At 50.3% G+C, this 17,727-nt stretch carries 15 protein-coding genes and 1 rRNA gene; 15 read left to right on the top strand and 1 reads right to left on the bottom strand.

What is annotated here, in order from left to right; genetic code table 11:
• Positions 1–74 precede the first annotated feature (74 nt).
• The 14 genes from dprA (at position 75) to I8U17_RS13290 (ending at position 15,849) form a co-directional block, all read left to right on the top strand.
• Positions 75–1,193 (top strand): DNA-processing protein DprA, encoded by a 1,119-nt coding sequence (dprA, locus tag I8U17_RS13355; RefSeq protein ID WP_198055719.1) that lies wholly within the window; start codon positions 75–77, stop codon positions 1,191–1,193.
• Between the two features lie 125 nt (positions 1,194–1,318).
• Positions 1,319–3,391 (top strand): type I DNA topoisomerase, encoded by a 2,073-nt coding sequence (gene topA, locus I8U17_RS13350; protein WP_198059536.1) that lies wholly within the window; start codon positions 1,319–1,321, stop codon positions 3,389–3,391.
• A 21-nt stretch (positions 3,392–3,412) separates the two neighbouring features.
• Entirely contained in the window at positions 3,413–4,723 is a 1,311-nt protein-coding gene (trmFO, locus tag I8U17_RS13345; RefSeq protein WP_033102342.1) for an FADH(2)-oxidizing methylenetetrahydrofolate--tRNA-(uracil(54)-C(5))-methyltransferase TrmFO, read from the top strand.
• Between the two features lie 135 nt (positions 4,724–4,858).
• Positions 4,859–5,398, top strand: coding sequence for an ATP-dependent protease subunit HslV (gene hslV, locus I8U17_RS13340; RefSeq protein WP_033102343.1), 540 nt, complete (start codon positions 4,859–4,861; stop codon positions 5,396–5,398).
• Between the two features lies 1 nt (position 5,399).
• Positions 5,400–6,809, top strand: a complete 1,410-nt coding sequence (gene hslU, locus I8U17_RS13335; protein ID WP_033102344.1) for an ATP-dependent protease ATPase subunit HslU — start codon at positions 5,400–5,402, stop codon at positions 6,807–6,809.
• A gap of 164 nt (positions 6,810–6,973) precedes the next feature.
• Entirely contained in the window at positions 6,974–7,681 is a 708-nt protein-coding gene (gene rpsB, locus I8U17_RS13330; RefSeq protein ID WP_198059535.1) for a 30S ribosomal protein S2, read from the top strand.
• A 92-nt stretch (positions 7,682–7,773) separates the two neighbouring features.
• A complete protein-coding gene (gene tsf / locus I8U17_RS13325; RefSeq protein WP_033102346.1) occupies positions 7,774–8,427 on the top strand; it encodes a translation elongation factor Ts in 654 nt (217 codons plus the stop codon).
• Between the two features lie 70 nt (positions 8,428–8,497).
• A complete protein-coding gene (gene pyrH / locus I8U17_RS13320; RefSeq protein WP_033102347.1) occupies positions 8,498–9,223 on the top strand; it encodes a UMP kinase in 726 nt (241 codons plus the stop codon).
• A gap of 37 nt (positions 9,224–9,260) precedes the next feature.
• The gene (gene frr / locus I8U17_RS13315) at positions 9,261–9,782 is read left to right on the top strand and encodes a ribosome recycling factor (RefSeq protein ID WP_052154455.1); all 522 of its coding nucleotides are present in this window, start codon (positions 9,261–9,263) and stop codon (positions 9,780–9,782) included.
• A gap of 104 nt (positions 9,783–9,886) precedes the next feature.
• Entirely contained in the window at positions 9,887–10,666 is a 780-nt protein-coding gene (locus I8U17_RS13310; RefSeq protein ID WP_198055722.1) for an undecaprenyl pyrophosphate synthase, read from the top strand.
• Between the two features lie 18 nt (positions 10,667–10,684).
• On the top strand, positions 10,685–11,488 hold the full coding sequence (locus tag I8U17_RS13305) for a phosphatidate cytidylyltransferase (protein ID WP_198055723.1): 804 nt from the start codon (positions 10,685–10,687) through the stop codon (positions 11,486–11,488).
• Positions 11,489–11,502: 14 nt separating this feature from the next.
• Positions 11,503–12,660, top strand: a complete 1,158-nt coding sequence (locus I8U17_RS13300; RefSeq protein WP_033102351.1) for a 1-deoxy-D-xylulose-5-phosphate reductoisomerase — start codon at positions 11,503–11,505, stop codon at positions 12,658–12,660.
• A 44-nt stretch (positions 12,661–12,704) separates the two neighbouring features.
• Entirely contained in the window at positions 12,705–13,967 is a 1,263-nt protein-coding gene (gene rseP / locus I8U17_RS13295) for an RIP metalloprotease RseP (protein WP_033102352.1), read from the top strand.
• Between the two features lie 166 nt (positions 13,968–14,133).
• Positions 14,134–15,849: a proline--tRNA ligase gene (locus tag I8U17_RS13290; RefSeq protein WP_033102353.1), complete on the top strand. Its 1,716-nt coding sequence runs from the start codon at positions 14,134–14,136 to the stop codon at positions 15,847–15,849.
• 145 nt (positions 15,850–15,994) lie between these two features.
• On the opposite strand, the gene I8U17_RS13285 is transcribed toward I8U17_RS13290, so the two are convergent.
• The gene (locus tag I8U17_RS13285; RefSeq protein WP_198059534.1) at positions 15,995–17,257 is read right to left on the bottom strand and encodes an MFS transporter; all 1,263 of its coding nucleotides are present in this window, start codon (positions 17,255–17,257) and stop codon (positions 15,995–15,997) included.
• 389 nt (positions 17,258–17,646) lie between these two features.
• On the opposite strand from I8U17_RS13285, the gene I8U17_RS13280 reads away from it, so the two are divergent.
• Positions 17,647–17,727: ribosomal RNA gene (locus I8U17_RS13280) — 23S ribosomal RNA — on the top strand; the annotation flags it as partial.

Raw genomic sequence — 17,727 nt, 5'->3', positions numbered from 1 at the left:
CCTGCAGAAAACAAGCGGGAACCTCTGAGCGAGGTTTCCGCTTTTTACTTTTCAACTGAAAGGAGATGTTGTTTTTGGACTTACGGGACGGATTGGCGGCGATCCATCATATACCGGGGGTTGGTTGGAACACCATGGCTCGGCTTCTGAAAGCGGGCTTTCTGCCTGATCAGGATTTAACCCCGTCCGTCATCGATGCTTTGCGGCATAATGGGATTTCGCCGAAAATGGTGAAGTTGCTCAAACAAAAGTGGAATCCGGCGTGGATCAAGCAGGTGAAGGAGGGGTTGAAAAATAAGAAAATTGAGGTAATTACCTATTTTTGTGATGAATATCCGTTATTATTAAAAGAAATTGCCATGCCGCCCTGGGTTTTGTACATAAAGGGAAATGCCGGGCTGCTCAGGGAAACGAGCCTTGCCGTAGTGGGAACGAGGCGCCCCACTCCTTACGGGCTGAAGGTGACGAAACAGCTCGTCCGGGAAATGGTGGAGGCCGGATTTGTGATTGCCAGCGGAATGGCCAATGGCATAGATGGAGCAGCTCACCGAACGGCTTTGGAACATCGGGGAAAAACGGTTGCCGTCTTGGGATGCGGAGCGGACGTGGTATATCCGAAAAATCATCGCGCGCTCTACGATGAAATCGTACGGACCGGAGCCGTGGTATCGGAATCGATTCCGGGAACCACTCCCCATCCGGGACTGTTTCCGGCGCGCAATCGAATCATAAGCGGCCTTTCCCGGGGAACATTAGTGATTGAAGCAGCTGAGCGGTCCGGTTCGCTGATTACCGCCGATTTCAGCCTGGAACAGGGGCGTGAGGTATTTGCCGTTCCCGGCCCGATTACCTCCGTGCAGAGTCGGGGGACCCTGCAATTGATCCGGCAGGGAGCCAAATGCGTTGTTTGCGGCAATGATATTTTGGAGGAATTTTACGACTGGACCCCGGGCAAACAGAAACAGGCGGAAGCGCATGACCGTCAGAAGCAGGATTTTGACGAAAAGGAAGAAAAAATCTTGTCTTATTTTGATACCGATGAGCCGGTTCCGCTTCCTCTCTTATTGGAAAAAGGAGGACGGGAGTTTCCGCCCGGGGAGATTCAGCGGATTTTGTTGCAACTTGAATTGAAAAAAGCGGTTTTGCAGCTGCCCGGTGCCCGTTTTGTCCGGAATTCATTTGACAGAAGTTGAACTTTCCCGTTTAAATTTGATATTGTATCCATTACGATTGACTTCGGGGATGTTGTTTCAAACTGGAAAATGGTCAATTCGTTTGAAAATAAAAGTTCTACCAATGTTGAGGGGAGGGCCATCTTATGGCCGATTCGCTAGTGATCGTCGAATCGCCCGCAAAAGCGAAAACCATAAAAAAATATCTGGGGAGCAAATATATTGTCAAGGCTTCGATGGGGCATGTGCGCGATTTGCCGAAAAGCCAGATGGGCGTTGATGTGGAAAATCAATTTGAACCCAAATATATTACGGTGCGGGGCAAAGGGGATATTCTCAAGGAGCTGCGCGATGCCGGAAAAAAAGTGAAGCGCGTGTACCTGGCAGCGGACCCTGACCGGGAAGGGGAAGCGATTGCCTGGCATCTGGCGCAAATTTTAAAGCTTCCCTTGAATGAGGAATGCCGGGTGGTTTTTAACGAAATCACCAAGACGGCCGTAAAAGATGCCTTTAAGCACCCGCGCAGGATCAACATGGATTTGGTCAATGCCCAGCAGGCCCGGCGGATTCTCGACCGTTTAGTCGGTTACGGAATCAGCCCGATTCTCTGGAAAAAAGTAAAAAAAGGATTAAGCGCTGGCCGGGTTCAATCGGTTGCCGTCAAATTGATTATCGACCGCGAAAACGAAATTCGCCGCTTTGTCCCGGAAGAGTATTGGACGGTTACCGCCGTGCTGTTGAGCGGGGATGAGGAGCTGGAGGCGAAATTTTTTGGGTATGGACGGCAAAAAACGGAGTTAAAATCGGAAGCCGATGTTGAGCAACTGTTGGATAAAATCAAAGGAAAACGATTTGTCGTCGAAGAGATCAAAACGAGCGAGCGGCGCCGAAATCCCGCGCCTCCGTTTATCACCAGCACCATGCAGCAGGAAGCGGCCCGCAAGTTGAATTTCCGGGCGCAAAAGACGATGGCAATCGCCCAGCAACTCTATGAGGGGGCGGATCTGGGCAAGGAGGGGACGGTCGGCCTTATTACCTATATGCGAACTGATTCCACCCGTGTCTCGGAGACGGCCACGGCAGAAGCCCGCAATTATATTAAGGAAACGTTCGGTAGCGAGTACTTAACCAACGCGCCGCGCACGCACAAGAAAAAAGCCGGAGCACAGGATGCTCACGAAGCGATCCGTCCAACCTCCGTGCACCGTACTCCTGACAAGATGAAAGAATACTTGTCCCGGGATCAATTTCGCCTTTATAAACTGATTTGGGAGCGTTTCGTCGCTTCACAAATGGCGTCGGCCGTTTTCGATGCCGTTACCGCCGATATCCGGGTCGGGGAGGCTTTATTTCGGGCGACCGGATCCAAAATGAAATTTCCCGGTTTTATGAAGGTATACGTCGAGGGAAAGGACGATAATAAAAATGAAGAAAACAAATGGCTGCCGCCGCTTGAAAAAGGACAGCCTTTAAAGAGAAAATCGATTACGCCGAAACAACATTTTACCCAGCCTCCGCCGCGCTACACCGAAGCCACTTTGGTAAAAGAGCTGGAGGAGAAAGGGATTGGCCGTCCCAGCACTTATGCCCCGACGTTGGAAACGATTAAAAAACGGGGCTATGTGCTGATGGAAGACAAACGCTTTGTGCCTTCCGAGCTCGGTGAAATTGTCATCGGGCTGATTGGCGAGTTTTTCCCCGAAGTGTTAAATGTGGAGTTTACCGCGCATATGGAGAATGATCTGGATCAGGTGGAAGCCGGGAAGGCGAACTGGATTGAGATCCTGGATCAGTTTTATCGTCCGTTCCGCGAACGCCTGGTCACAGCGGAAAAAGAGATGGCGGAAGTGGAGTTGCAGGATGAAGTCTCCGACGAAGTATGTGAGAAATGCGGAAGCCCGATGGTTTACAAGTTCGGGCGTTACGGGAAGTTCCTGGCCTGTTCTGCATTTCCCGAATGCCGTAACACCAAAGCGATTTTAAAGTCGACGGGAGTCACCTGCCCCAAATGCAAAAAAGGGGAGATCGTGGAGCGGAAAAGCAAAAAACAGCGCACCTTCTATGGCTGTGAACGTTACCCAGATTGCGATTTTGTTTCCTGGGACCGCCCGGTACCGCGTCCTTGTCCGAAGTGCGGAAATTACATGATTGAGAAAAAGACAAAAAAAGAGAAAGTGATTCGTTGCAGTGTTTGCGATTATGAAGAACCGAATTCCTGAAAAAAGGGAGAGAGAAGGAAAATGACAGACAGATATGTTACCGTCGTAGGGGCCGGACTGGCCGGAAGCGAAGCCGCTTGGCAGATTGCGGAGAGCGGTGTTCGGGTCAAGCTGTATGAGATGCGCCCGGTCAAGATGACGCCTGCCCATCGAGGCGGCCAGTTTGCGGAGTTGGTATGCAGCAATTCGCTGCGGGCCGCCTCCCTGACCAATGCGGTCGGCATTTTGAAAGAGGAAATGCGCCGTTTAAATTCGCTGATCATGAAATGCGCGGACCAACATGCGGTTCCGGCCGGCGGCGCTTTGGCGGTCGACCGTGAGGCGTTTTCGGGGGAAATTACCCGGATCTTATCCCAGCATCCCAATATTGAAGTGTGCAAGGAGGAAGTGACGGATATCCCGGACGGACCGACTGTGATTGCCACAGGCCCGCTCACGTCTGCTTCCTTGTCGGACAAGCTGAAGCGTCTGACTGGTGAGGATTATCTCTATTTTTATGATGCGGCGGCTCCGATCGTGGAAAAGGACAGTATTGACATGGACAAGGTTTTTGTCGCTTCGCGCTATGACAAGGGGGAAGCAGCCTATCTCAATTGCCCGATGACCGAAGAGGAGTTCGACCGGTTTTATGATGCGTTGATCCATGCAGATGTGGCGCCTTTAAAGGACTTTGAAAAAGAAATTTACTTTGAAGGCTGCATGCCGATTGAAGTGCTGGCCAAACGCGGGAAGAAAACGCTGCTCTTCGGCCCGATGAAACCGGTGGGGCTTGTTGACCCCCGTACGGGAAAACGGCCGCATGCAGTGGTTCAATTGCGCCAGGACAACAGCGCGGGGACCTTGTATAACATAGTCGGCTTTCAAACGCACTTGAAATGGGGGCCGCAAAAAGAAGTGATCCAGCTCATTCCCGGTCTGGAGAATGCGGAAATTGTCCGTTACGGGGTGATGCACCGCAACACCTTTATCAACTCTCCGAAGTTGTTGCGCCCCACCTACCAGATCCGCATGCGCGACGATCTCTTTTTTGCCGGGCAGATGACAGGGGTTGAAGGCTATGTCGAATCCGCAGCAGCCGGGCTTCTCGCCGGGATTAATGCCGCCCGTCTGGTGCAGGGACGCAAGTTGGTCGTACCGCCCAGAACAACGGCGATCGGAAGCATGGCCCACTATATCACCAGCGCAGACCCTGCTCATTTTCAGCCGATGAATGCCAATTTCGGCCTGTTTGAAGAGTTGCCCGAACGGATCAAGAGCAAGAAGGAGCGGGCGGAAAAATATGCGGAGCGGGCCCTGGCAGATATTGAAGCGTTTCGCCGGGAACTTTTCTGATCCCCTTGCACAGGGATTTTTATAAGCAGTAGAGTATAGTAAGGAAGCTTTAAAAATATAAATGAAGAAACGGGTTCATGGCAAAGAGCCGTTTCTTCATACATAGGATATTTTGAATGAAGGGGGAAACAGAGTTTGGGAGATTTTCATGCCACGACCATTTTTGCTGTTCGCCATAAAGGTTCTGCCGCAATGGCGGGCGATGGCCAAGTCACTTTTGGCAACCAACTGATTATGAAACACGGGGCCAAAAAAGTCCGCCGTCTGTATAAAGGTCAGGTTGTTGCCGGTTTTGCCGGTTCCGTTGCCGATGCAGTGACGCTCTTTGAAAAATTTGAGGGGAAGCTGGAAGAGTATCACGGCAATCTGCCTCGCGCCGCAGTTGAACTGGCGAAAGAGTGGCGTTCCGATAAAGTGTTGCGTCGTCTTGAAGCGATGTTGATCGTAATGAACAACGATCATCTCTTTTTGATCTCCGGAACCGGCGAAGTGATCGAGCCGGATGATGAGGTTCTGGCCATCGGGTCGGGCGGCAGTTTCGCGCTGTCTGCCGGCAGGGCGTTAAAACGGTATGCACCGCATCTGTCAGCCAGTGAGATCGCCGAGGCGGCCCTGAAAATCGCCAGTGAGGTTTGTGTCTTTACCAATGACCACATCATTGTGGAGGAGGTATAACATGCCCGAGTTAAGTCCGCAAGCAAAATGGACACCCAGACAGATTGTCGCCGAATTGGATAAATACATCGTCGGCCAGACGCAAGCGAAAAGAGCGGTGGCGATCGCCCTTCGCAACCGCTACCGCCGGATGCTGCTGCCGGAAGAACTGAGGGACGAAGTCGTTCCCAAAAATATTTTGATGATCGGTCCCACCGGGGTGGGGAAAACGGAAATCGCCCGGCGTCTGGCAAAATTGGTCGGTGCCCCTTTCGTCAAACTGGAAGCGACCAAATTTACCGAAGTGGGCTATGTCGGGCGTGATGTGGAATCGATGGTGCGCGATCTGGTGGAAACGGGGATTCGCATGGTCAAGGCAGAAAAACTGGAAAGTGTGAAAGACGAGGCCCGGGCCATGGCCAACGATCGGATCGTCAGCATCCTGGTTCCTGATCAGAAGGAGTCTCCCGCTTTTAAAAACCCCTTCGAATTCCTGTTCCAGCAAAAGAGCGAGGGAACCCCGGGACCTCAGGAACAGCAGGAGAAAAGGCGGATCAGGGAAGAACGGGCGTTGGTAAAAGAAAAATTGTTGCGCGGCGAATTGGAGGAGCAGATGATCGAGATTGAGGTGGAAGAGCAGATGCCCTCCATGTTTGACATGTTCGCCGGAACCGGCGTCGAGCAGATGGGAATGAACATGCAGGAAATGCTGGGGCAGCTGATGCCGAAAAGAACCAAGCGGCGCAGACTAACCGTCAAGGAAGCGAGAGAAGTCCTGACTCAGCAGGAAGGGCAAAAGCTGATCGACATGGATCACGTGATCGGGGAGGCGCTTTCCCGTGTGGAGCAGTCGGGCATTATTTTCCTTGATGAGATTGATAAAATCGCCGGCAAGGACCAGCGCGGCCCCGATGTTTCCCGTGAGGGTGTGCAGCGCGACATTTTGCCGATCGTGGAAGGTTCCACTGTCATCACCAAATACGGGCCGGTGAAAACGGATCACATTTTGTTTATCGCCGCCGGTGCGTTCCACGTTTCCAAACCGTCCGACCTGATCCCGGAACTGCAGGGGCGTTTCCCCATACGCGTCGAACTGGACGATTTGAGCGCCGATGATTTCGTGCGGATTTTAACCGAGCCGAAAGGCGCTTTAATCAAACAATACATCGCCCTCTTGGAAACGGAAGGCATCAAGATTACCTTTACCAAAGAAGCAGTGGAAGAAATCGCCCGGCTGGCGCAGGAAGTGAACAGCTCCACCGAGAATATCGGAGCCCGTCGCCTGCATACGATTCTCGAGCGGTTGCTGGAGGAGCTCTCTTTTGAAGCTCCGGAGATCGGGATGGGGGAAATCACGATTACACCGCAATATGTGCAGGAGCGTTTGGCTGATGTCGTAACGGACCGGGATTTGAGCCAGTATATTTTGTAGGAAGCTTTTCGCGCAAAGTTTTCCCTTGCGATCAGATATGGGGTATGGTATATTCAACAATGGTGTAAACACACACGCCGAAGAAGCGGGCAGCGGTGCCGCGGATTGCGGTTTCTGCCTTCGATGATTTCGGCGGAGGACCAACCAACAAGGAGGATTTTAAAATGGCTGTTGTATCCATGAAACAACTGCTGGAAGCAGGGGTTCACTTCGGTCACCAAACTCGCCGTTGGAACCCGAAAATGGGAAAATACATTTTTACAGAGCGTAATGGAATTTACATCATCGATTTGCAAAAAACCGTCAAAATGATGGAGCAAGCGTACAACTTCGTACGTGAACTGGCTGCAAACGGCGGCAACATCCTTTTTGTCGGAACCAAAAAACAAGCGCAGGAAGCAGTTAAGGAAGAAGCTGAGCGCTGTGACATGTTCTATGTGAACCATCGTTGGCTCGGCGGCACGCTGACCAACCTCCAAACGATCCGCAAACGCATCGAGCGCCTTCATGAACTGGAGCGCATGGAAGAAGACGGCACATTTGACGTACTGCCGAAAAAAGAAGTGATCCTTCTTAAAAAAGAACAAGCCAAATTGGAGAAATTCCTGGGCGGTATTAAACACATGAAAAAACTGCCTGATGCGATTTTCGTCATCGATCCACGCAAAGAGCGCATTGCGGTTGCAGAAGCACGCAAGCTGAACATTCCGATCGTGGCCATCGTGGATACCAACTGTGATCCGGACGAAGTCGATTATGTAATCCCGGGTAACGATGATGCCATCCGTGCTGTTCGTCTCTTCACCGGAAAAATTGCCGATGCGATTTTGGAAGGACGCCAGGGCGAACAACAAAGCACCACAGCTTCCTGATGAGAAAGTAAAAGAGGGTGGCATGGAGTTATTCATGCCCACCCCTTTTTATACGAAAAAGTGAACTGGAATCAGATGAAGGAGGACCATTCATGGCAATTACAGCTGCAATGGTAAAAGAGCTGCGCGAAAAAACGGGCGCAGGCATGATGGATTGCAAAAAAGCGCTTACCGAAACCAATGGTGACATGGAAAAAGCGATAGAATACCTGCGTGAAAAAGGGATTGCAAAAGCGGCCAAAAAAGCTGGACGCATCGCTGCCGAAGGTGTGGTTGAATCCTACATACATGCCGGCGGACGGATCGGCGTTCTCGTAGAGGTGAACTGCGAAACCGATTTCGTGGCCAAAACCGATGACTTCAAAAGCTTCGTAAAAGATGTGGCTATGCAAATCGCCGCAATGAACCCGAAATATGTCCGCAGTGAAGAAATTCCGGAAGAAGAAGTGCAAAAAGAACGGGAAATCCTGAGACAACAAGCACTGCAAGAAGGAAAACCGGAAAACATCGTTGACAAAATGGTGGAAGGCCGCCTGAAAAAACATTTCCAAGAAATTTGCCTGCTCAACCAGGCTTACGTGAAAGACCCGGACAAAACGATCGATCAACTGTTGAAAGAAACGATCGCCAAACTGGGTGAAAACATCAACATTCGCCGTTTTGTACGCTATGAAATGGGCGAAGGCCTTGAGAAGAAAGAAGACAACTTCGTAGAGGAAGTTATGTCCCAAGTTAAACAAGGCTAAGAAGATATATAGGGAACACGGCCATTGTGTTCCTTTTTTTTTAAGAACTGCGGTTGATTGGAGGAAGCGAATGAGTACTCCCAAGTATAAACGCATTGTTTTGAAATTGAGCGGTGAAGCGTTGGCCGGGGATCAAGGATACGGCATCGAGTCGCGAGTGATCCGCTCTTTGGCCCGTCAGATCCAGGAAGTTGTCGAGCTCGGCGTCGAAGTTGCCGTAGTCGTGGGAGGAGGAAATATTTGGCGGGGGATCAGCGGTTCCGCTCACGGAATTGACCGTGCCACCGCTGATTATATGGGAATGTTGGCCACTGTGATGAACTCCTTGGCATTGCAGGATGCGCTCGAAAGTATGGAGGTTCCCACCCGCGTCCAGACTTCGATTGAAATGAGGCAAGTGGCCGAGCCCTATATTCGCCGGCGGGCAATCCGCCATTTGGAGAAAGGACGGGTGGTCATTTTTGCCGCCGGCAACGGAAATCCTTTCTTTTCCACCGACACAACCGCCGCTCTGCGTGCTGCCGAGATTGAAGCAGATGTGATCCTCATGGCCAAAAATGGGGTGGATGGCGTGTACACGGCGGATCCCCTCAAAGATCCGGCTGCCCAAAAATATGATTCGCTCACCTATCTGGAGATTTTGAACAAAGGCCTGAAAGTGATGGATTCCACTGCCTCCTCGCTTTGCATGGACAATAACATTCCTTTGATCGTATTTAACATCTCCGAAGAAGGCAATATTCGCCGTGTCATTTTGGGTGAACATATTGGTACACTGGTAAAAGGGAGCGTGTGATTTCGTGAACCAGGTAAAATCGCAAGCAGAATCGAAAATGGAAAAAGCCATCCAAGTGCTTAAAAAAGATTTGCTCACGATTCGGGCCGGTCGGGCCAATCCGGCTCTTTTGGACAAAGTGACCGTCGAATACTACGGTACCGAAATGCCGATCAACCAAATGGCCAATATCTCCACGCCGGATCCGCGCACACTTGCCATTCAGCCTTGGGACAAGTCCGCTTTGGGCGAAATTGAACGGGCCATTTTGAAATCGGATTTGGGGTTGACTCCGACCAACGATGGAAGTGTGATCCGCATCACGATTCCTCCGTTGACCGAGGAACGGCGCAATGAATTGGTGAAAGTGGCACGTAAAATGGGAGAAGAGGCCAAAGTGGCAATTCGCAACGTGCGCCGCGATGCAAATGATGAAATCAAGAAATTAGAGAAAAATGGGGAAATTCCCGAAGATACGGCACGTCGGGGTCAAGAAGAGATCCAAAAATTGACCGACCGTTTCATCAAGGAAGTGGATCAAGTGGTTGCAGCGAAAGAAAAAGAAATGATGGAGATTTAAAAACATAAAATGATTGGGTGAAAACCCCTTCTTTCCAGAGGGGGTTTTCTGTCTACCCCAGGGATGAGAAACGGGATGAGTTAACCTTTGCGGAGGAATGTTTCATGATTGAATCCATTAAACGCCTGGTTGGCAATGAGAAGAGGGAACAAGGAAAGAAAGAGTTGTTGGAACAGATCAAAAAGGCTCCCCTGCCGGAACACGTGGCCATTATCACGGATGGAAACGGTCGTTGGGCCAAAAAACGGGGTCTTCCCCGTACGGCGGGTCATGCGGCCGGAATGAAACGGGTGCGTGAAGTGATCCGGGAAGCCGACAACTTAGGTATTAAAGTCCTCACTTTTTATTCATTTTCGACCGAAAATTGGAAACGTCCGCAAGAGGAAGTCGAATATCTGATGAAACTTCCGATCGAGTTTTTAAAAACCGATCTCAAGGAATTGGTTGAACGCAACGTGAAAGTGCAAATGCTGGGGGAGAAGAGCAAAACTCCGACGCAGACGCAGCAGGCCCTGATCAAATTTGAAGAAGAGACCAAACACAATACCGGATTGATTCTCAACTTTGCGATCAATTACGGCTCGAGGGATGAAATCCTGCGCGCGGTAAAAAACATTATAGACGATGTGCAAAATGGTCATATTGATAAGGAAGAGATCGATGAACAAACCATGAACCGGTATTTGCTCACCAAAGGATTGCCTGATCCTGACCTTGTCATTCGTACGAGCGGAGAAATTCGCGTCAGCAATTTCTTGTTGTGGCAACTGGCATACAGCGAGTTGCTGTTTACCGATACGATGTGGCCTGATTTTACCATCGAGCATTTCCATCAGGCGATTGCAGAATTCCAGCGTCGTTCGCGGCGATTTGGAGCGGTGTAAAGACAGGGGAAATAAACGATGAAGCAGAGAATCATTACAGGGGTATTGGGCGCTCTCGGCTTTTTGCTGCTGCTGTCCTTGGGAGGCTGGTGGTATACCGCCTTGATGTTTGTACTGGCGGTCATCGCCTTTTTGGAATTTGCGCAGATGAGAGAGCAGCATTGGAAAACGCCGCAAATGTTTTTTGGCCTTATTGTAATCGCACTGATTTTTCTTTCCGGATTAATGGAGCTGCCGGTCTTGAAGTCGTCTTCTTCTTTCCTCAAAGAACCAAATCCACTGTTGCTGGGACTGGCGCTCTACTCTGTTTTGATCGTCTTGAGCCGCAATCGCTTTGATCTCTTTCAAATGGCTTATTTATTGGCAGGAGCCATATACATAGGATACGGCTTTTTATATATGATGGTGGCCATCTGGAAGCCTGACGGACTTGCCTTATCCCTTCTTGTCATCATTGTGACTTGGGCAAACGATTCCGGTGCTTATTTTATCGGAAAAAAGTGGGGGAAACACAAATTGTGGCCCCAGATCAGCCCCAACAAGACGATTCAAGGTTCGCTGGGCGGCATCATGTTTGGGATTGTGACCAGTCTGGTCATCTGGCTGATCCATCCCCAATTGGGGAGCTCCCTGTGGGCGTTGGGAATGGGATTGTTTATCACCATCGTCGGCCAATTGGGAGATTTGGTTGAATCCGCCTGGAAAAGAAGCGCTGGTGTAAAAGATTCCGGCGGGATTCTGCCGGGGCATGGCGGCGTATTGGATCGCTTTGACAGTTTGTTGTTTGTTTTTCTCATTTTGCATTTAATTCAGGCAGTGTGAAAGGAGAGCGGGGAATGCCGGAAAAAATCGCCATTTTGGGTTCCACCGGTTCAATCGGACGCAGTACCTTGAACGTGATCGCCCAGCATCCCGATGAGTTTGAAGTGGTTGCGCTGGCGGCAGGGGGAAACGTCCGCGAAATGGTGGAACAAGCGCGGACGTTTAAACCCAAATTGATCTCGATGGCTACGAAAGAAGCAGCTGAACAGGTGCAGCGGGAGGTGGGGCAGGAAGTAAGGGTTATCTATGGCGAGGATGCCCCCGTCGAAGTGGCCTCCCATCCGGAAGCATCCTTTGTTGTTTCGGCCATTGTGGGAAGCAAAGGATTGGTGCCGACCCTGGCAGCCATCCGCGCAGGGAAAAAGGTCGGTCTGGCCAACAAGGAAACGCTTGTCAGCGCCGGTCATATCGTGGCGGCGGAAGCAAAAAAGAGACAGGTTCCCCTGCTTCCGATTGATAGTGAACATTCCGCCATCTTTCAATGCTTGAATGGAGAACGCATTTCCGAAGTTCGCCGCTTGATTGTCACTGCATCCGGAGGAGCTTTCCGTGATTGGACAAGGGAACAAATAGAGAACGCAACGGTGGAACAAGCGTTGAAACACCCCAATTGGTCGATGGGGGCAAAAGTGACGATCGATTCGGCAACGTTGATGAACAAGGGATTGGAAGTGATTGAGGCTCACTGGCTATTTGATCTGCCTTATGAGAAAATAGATGTGATCATTCATCCGCAAAGCATCATCCATTCGATGGTGGAGTTTCAGGACGGCGCGGTGATGGCCCAGTTGGGGACGCCTGACATGCGGGTTCCCATTCAATATGCATTGTCCTATCCCAACCGTTTGCCTTTGCAGACGGAGCGGTTGGACTTTGTGGCTTTGTCCCGCCTGGACTTCCGTCCACCGGACCTTGAACGCTTTCCCTGTTTGAAAATGGCTTATGAAGCCGGAAAAACCGGGGGAACGATGCCGACGGTTTTAAATGCGGCCAATGAAGTGGCGGTACAATCATTTTTGGCCGGCGAATGCCCGTTTCCAGTGATTGAAGAATTGGTGGAAAGAGCGTTATCCGCCCATGAGGTGGTGCACAATCCAACGCTGGAAGAAATCATGGAAGCGGATCGCTGGGCGCGAGCCTTCGCCAGAGAGAGTCTCATCCGCATAACCTGAGCTGCGGGGCTGTTCTCTGATTAACCGGGGTGGTGATAACAAGCATGCAAACAGTGATCATCTTTATTCTCGTTCTCAGCCTCTTGGTATTTGTTCATGAATTGGGACATTTTCTTTTTGCCAAGCGGGCAGGTATTCTGGTTCGGGAATTTGCCATTGGTTTTGGCCCGAAAATTTTTTCCAAGCTCTATGGAGAAACACTCTATTCCATTCGTGCGCTTCCACTCGGCGGGTATGTGAGAATGGCTGGGGAAGATGCGGAAGTGGTCGAGATCAAGACGGGATCCCTCGTATATGCCGTACAATCCGGTGAGGGAAAGCTGAATCATCTCTACTTGTATGAGCCAACCGATTTGCCGGAACAGTTGATTGTGGGCAGGTTGGTGGAAGCGGACCTGGAGAAACAGCTGTATGTGGTCCTTGAGGATCAAAATGAAGTGGAAATGAGGTATGCCCTCGATCCGCAAACCATTATTCATTATGATCAAAAAACCCATGTGCAAATCGCTCCGGTCGATCGTCAGTTTGGCTCCAAAAGCGTTGGGCAAAAGGCGATGGCGATCTTTGCCGGACCCCTGTTCAACATTATATTAACTGTGATCCTCTTCGCCACTTACGCTTTGATGGCCGGCATTGAAGACCAGTTGCCCGTGGACAGCACCATGCCGGGAAAACCGGCGCAAAAAGCGGGCATCAAAGCAGGTGATGTCATCGTTGCCGTCGATGGGCATGAAGTTCATACCATGGATTCGTTGCGGTATTACCTGATCGATTCCAAAGGAAAAACAGTGACAATCACCATCGAGCGCAACGGGAAAAAGCTGAATCTCCCTGTTACGCCCGAAAAAAACGGGGATGTCTACCAGATCGGCGCCTATTTCAACCAGGAGAAAATGAAAAGAAAAGCGACGATCGGAGAGGCATTGACTGACGGAGTACGGGAAACATATGAGTGGTCCGGCTTTATTCTGGACGGATTCGGTAAATTGGTTACAGGGCAATTGTCCATCAAAAGTTTGGGCGGTCCTGTGCAAATGGGAAGCATTACGGGTAAGGCGGCCGAAAGCGGACTGGCTTCGCTGATTCGCTGGATGGCTCTCTTGAGCCTGAACCTGGGGATTTTCAACCTGTTGCCGATTCCCGCCCTTGACGGCAGCCGCCTCGTCTTCATTGCAATCGAAGCAATTCGTGGCCGCCCGGTGAGTCCCAACAAGGAAAGCCTGGTTCACTTTGTCGGATTTGCTCTGCTGATGGTGCTGATGCTGGTGGTCACGTTTAATGATATTAAAACGATTTTTTTCACTTGAGCTGAGGGAACAATGGGTTCCTGCCCGGAACCTTGATTGGCCTGATGTGAACGTTAACCCGGTTTTCCGCCCGGTGAGGAAAACTGGGTTTGTTTTTTGCTTTTTTCTTGGGCTGGTTTTGTGTATGATTATGTTTGATGCAGTTTAAGTAAAGAGAGGGATTTTTATGCGGCAAAAAAATGCGCTGATTCCGACGTTACGCAATGTCGGAGAAGCGGAGATGGTAAGTCACCGCCTTTTATTGCGCGGCGGTTTTATAAGGCAGTTGGCAGCTGGGGTTTATACCTTCTTGCCGCTCGGATTTCGCGTATTACATAAAGTGGAGAAAATCGTCCGTGAGGAAATGGATCGCATTGGGGCGCAGGAATTGCTCTTGCCCGTCCTGCATCCTGCCGAACTCTGGCATGAATCCGGACGCTGGGAAAACTACGGGCCGGAGCTTTTCAAGATCAACGACCGGCATGACCGCAGTTTTGCGATGGGGCCAACCCATGAAGAAGTGATCACCGATCTCTTGCGGGGCGAGATCAATTCATATAAAAAGCTGCCGATGGCGCTTTACCAAATCCAAACGAAATTCCGCGATGAGAAAAGACCGCGCTCCGGTTTGCTGCGCGGCCGGGAATTTGTGATGAAAGACGCCTATTCCTTCCATGCCGATCGCGAATCGCTTGATCAAACCTATGAGGATATGTTTGGGGCGTATATGAATATTTTCACCCGGGTCGGACTTGATTTCCGCGCGGTGGAAGCGGATGCGGGAGCGATCGGAGGAAAGGGAACCCATGAATTTATGGCACTCTCCGACGCAGGTGAAGATACCATCGCCATCTGTGAAGCATGCGATTACGCAGCTAATATCGAGATGGCTGAAGTGGTCGGAAATGAGGAGGTTTCGGACAAAACACCGGTTTCGGAGCGTGAGAAGATCGCCACCCCGGGGAAACGCACCATTGAAGAGGTGGCCGAGTACCTCGATGTGGAACCGCACCAGCTGGTAAAAAGTTTGCTCTTTACTGTCGATGGTGAACCCGTGCTCGTCCTTGTCCGCGGGGATCATGAAGTCAATGATGTGAAAGTGAAAAACTTGCTTGAGGGAGCCGTATGCGAATTGGCGGATGAAGAAACCGTTCGACGGATCGCAGGGGCTTCAAGCGGTTTTGTCGGACCGGTCGGATTGAAGGAACCGGTTAAAATCCTGGCGGATCATGCTGTCATGCGAATGAATGAGATGATCACCGGAGCGAATGAAGCTGACGCTCATCTGATGCATGTACAGATCGGCCGCGATTTCCAAGTCGATCTCGCCGGCGATCTCCGGAATATCCAGGAAGGTGATGCATGTCCGCGCTGCGGGGGAACGATTCAGTTCAAACGCGGAATTGAAGTGGGCCATGTCTTCAAGCTGGGAACCCGGTACAGTGAGGCGATGAATGCCCGTTTCCTCGATGAAAACGGCAAAGAACAACCTTTTATCATGGGTTGTTACGGCATCGGAGTTTCCCGGACTGTTGCCGCAGCGATTGAGCAACATCATGATGAAAACGGGATTATCTGGCCGGTGGCGATTGCGCCGTATACGGTTCACCTGATTGCGGTCAATATGAAAAACGAAGACCAAGCCCGTCTTGCCGAAGCGTTGTACGAGGAACTGAATAAAGAAGGAATCGAAGTTTTATTTGATGATCGCAAAGAGCGGGCCGGCGTCAAATTTAAAGATGCTGATCTGTTGGGGATTCCGGTTCGGATCACAGTCGGAGCAAAAGCTGGAGAGGGACTGGTCGAGATCAAATTGCGCCGCAGCGGGGAAAGCAAGGAATTGTCAGTTGAAGAAGTATTGAAAGAGCTGCCGGAGTGGATTAAACGCGCAGATCAGAAATAGAAGAGAGGACCCATTTTCTCCCCGTGCAAGGGAGGGAATGGGTCTTTTTTTTGAGTACATTGACTCCGGGTAAGCCGGTCCAAATAAAAGTAAGTAATTGGAAGAAATTTGAATATCGCGCATTCCATGCTTCTGTATTTGTCGATTATGTTGTTTTTTTTGTCTTCGTTTTTGCTGTGGATATTCGGATCGGTTGGATTTTTGTCAGGAAAAACAGAACGCTGAGGGAAGCTATTAGCATCGTTGATCCGCCAAATGTAAGTGCAGCCGTAAAACCGTAGTATTGTGCGATAAAGCCGGTGATTGCCGGAGAGACAATGGAAGCGAATGCACCGGCTGTATTCATGATCCCGCCGAGGGTGCCGGCGGCTCCTTCCGGAGCGAGCTCTTGGGGAAGCGTCCATAGAATCGCTGTTGATGCCGATTCGGCGGCCATGGCAATGATTAGGAGCCAGGCGGCAGTTTCTGCATCTTTGGCATAAGCAGCTCCAATGACGGATAATGCGATCACTTGAGTGGTGATTAAAAGGGTTTTTTTCACAATGGTAAGGTTGTAACCTTTTTTAATTAAATAATCGGCCAAAACTCCGATCAGAGGTTGTGCCAGCATCCCGGCCACCCAGGGAAGGGTTGCGTAAAAAGTGACGGCGTCCAGATCCAGTTTTCGTGCTTCGATCAAAAAGCCCGGCAACCAGGTCAGATAGAGATAATAAAGGTAATCCTGAAAGAATTTGATGATGATGATCGCCCAGGTGTTTCGGTGCTTTAATAATTGGAATGAAGTGATTTTGTTTGAAGGGGTGACTTCGTTGCCGGCGGGAATCGTTTTTTTCTCGCGAAAGGTGGCGAACCAGAGGATTACCCACAGAAGACTGCCCAGCCCGGTAATATAAAAAGCCATGCGCCAGTCCGGTTGCTCCTTAGTGCCAAAGTACACCATCAGGCCGATCATAATGCCTGGCGTTAAAGCGTATCCCAGTCGCAATCCAGAAAGATAAATGCCCGTTGCCGTGCTGCGGTCCGAAGGTTTGAAGTTTTCCGCAACGATTTTTGTCGCTGCCGGGAAATTCGCGGCCTCACCCAAACCGACCAAGATGCGGCTGGCGAACAGCAACGGGGCTCCGCGAGCGAGTCCGGTGACCGCGGATGCGATTGACCAGATTGCCGCTGTGATTCCGTAGACTTTCTTGGCTCCAAACCGGTCGGCGAACCAACCGGCAGGAATATTGAAGAAGAGATAAGCCCAACCGAAAGCGGAGAGGATTAAGCCCATGGTTCCCATGCTCAGATGTAATTCCTTGGCGATAAAGGTGTTGGCTGTCGCCAAACTTGAACGATCGATGGCGTTGATCAGGGTTCCGCTAAAAATCAGAAATAACGTCCATATCTGCCTTCTGTTCAATTTCATCTTGAAATCACTCCTTTCAAAAGCAGATCCAATCGTTAATGAAAAATGATTTTCGCGACAGGAAATATATTATAATTCAATTATTTCAGAAAATAATAAAAAAGCAATAATCATTTTTAACTCCGGCAGCAGAAGAATATAAATGGATTAAAAGGATTAAGATTTTCTTAATTTCAAAAGGAGACGAGATAATCGTTTGGGAGGTTAGTTTTTCCATTTATTTCTTGTAAAAAATGCTTGCTTATGTTGGATGATCATGCTATATTATTTCTTGTCGCCGCAATGACCGGCGCAATGGAGAGAACGCACCTTGAAAATAAGATATGGAATAAGGCAAATGACGAAATGGTCATTCGTCAAGTTGCATCACCGGGAGAGAAACCGTAGCAGGTTAAGCTACTAAGGGCACACGGTGGATGCCTTGGCGCCAGGAGCCGATGAAGGACGGGGCGAACACCGATATGCCTCGG

The sequence above is a fragment of the Thermoactinomyces sp. CICC 10521 genome (assembly GCF_016055135.1).
Taxonomy (GTDB): domain Bacteria; phylum Bacillota; class Bacilli; order Thermoactinomycetales; family Thermoactinomycetaceae; genus Thermoactinomyces_A; species Thermoactinomyces_A daqus.
The sequence above is the reverse complement of the archived record's forward strand: the minus strand, read 5'-3'. Positions and strand labels throughout refer to the sequence as shown.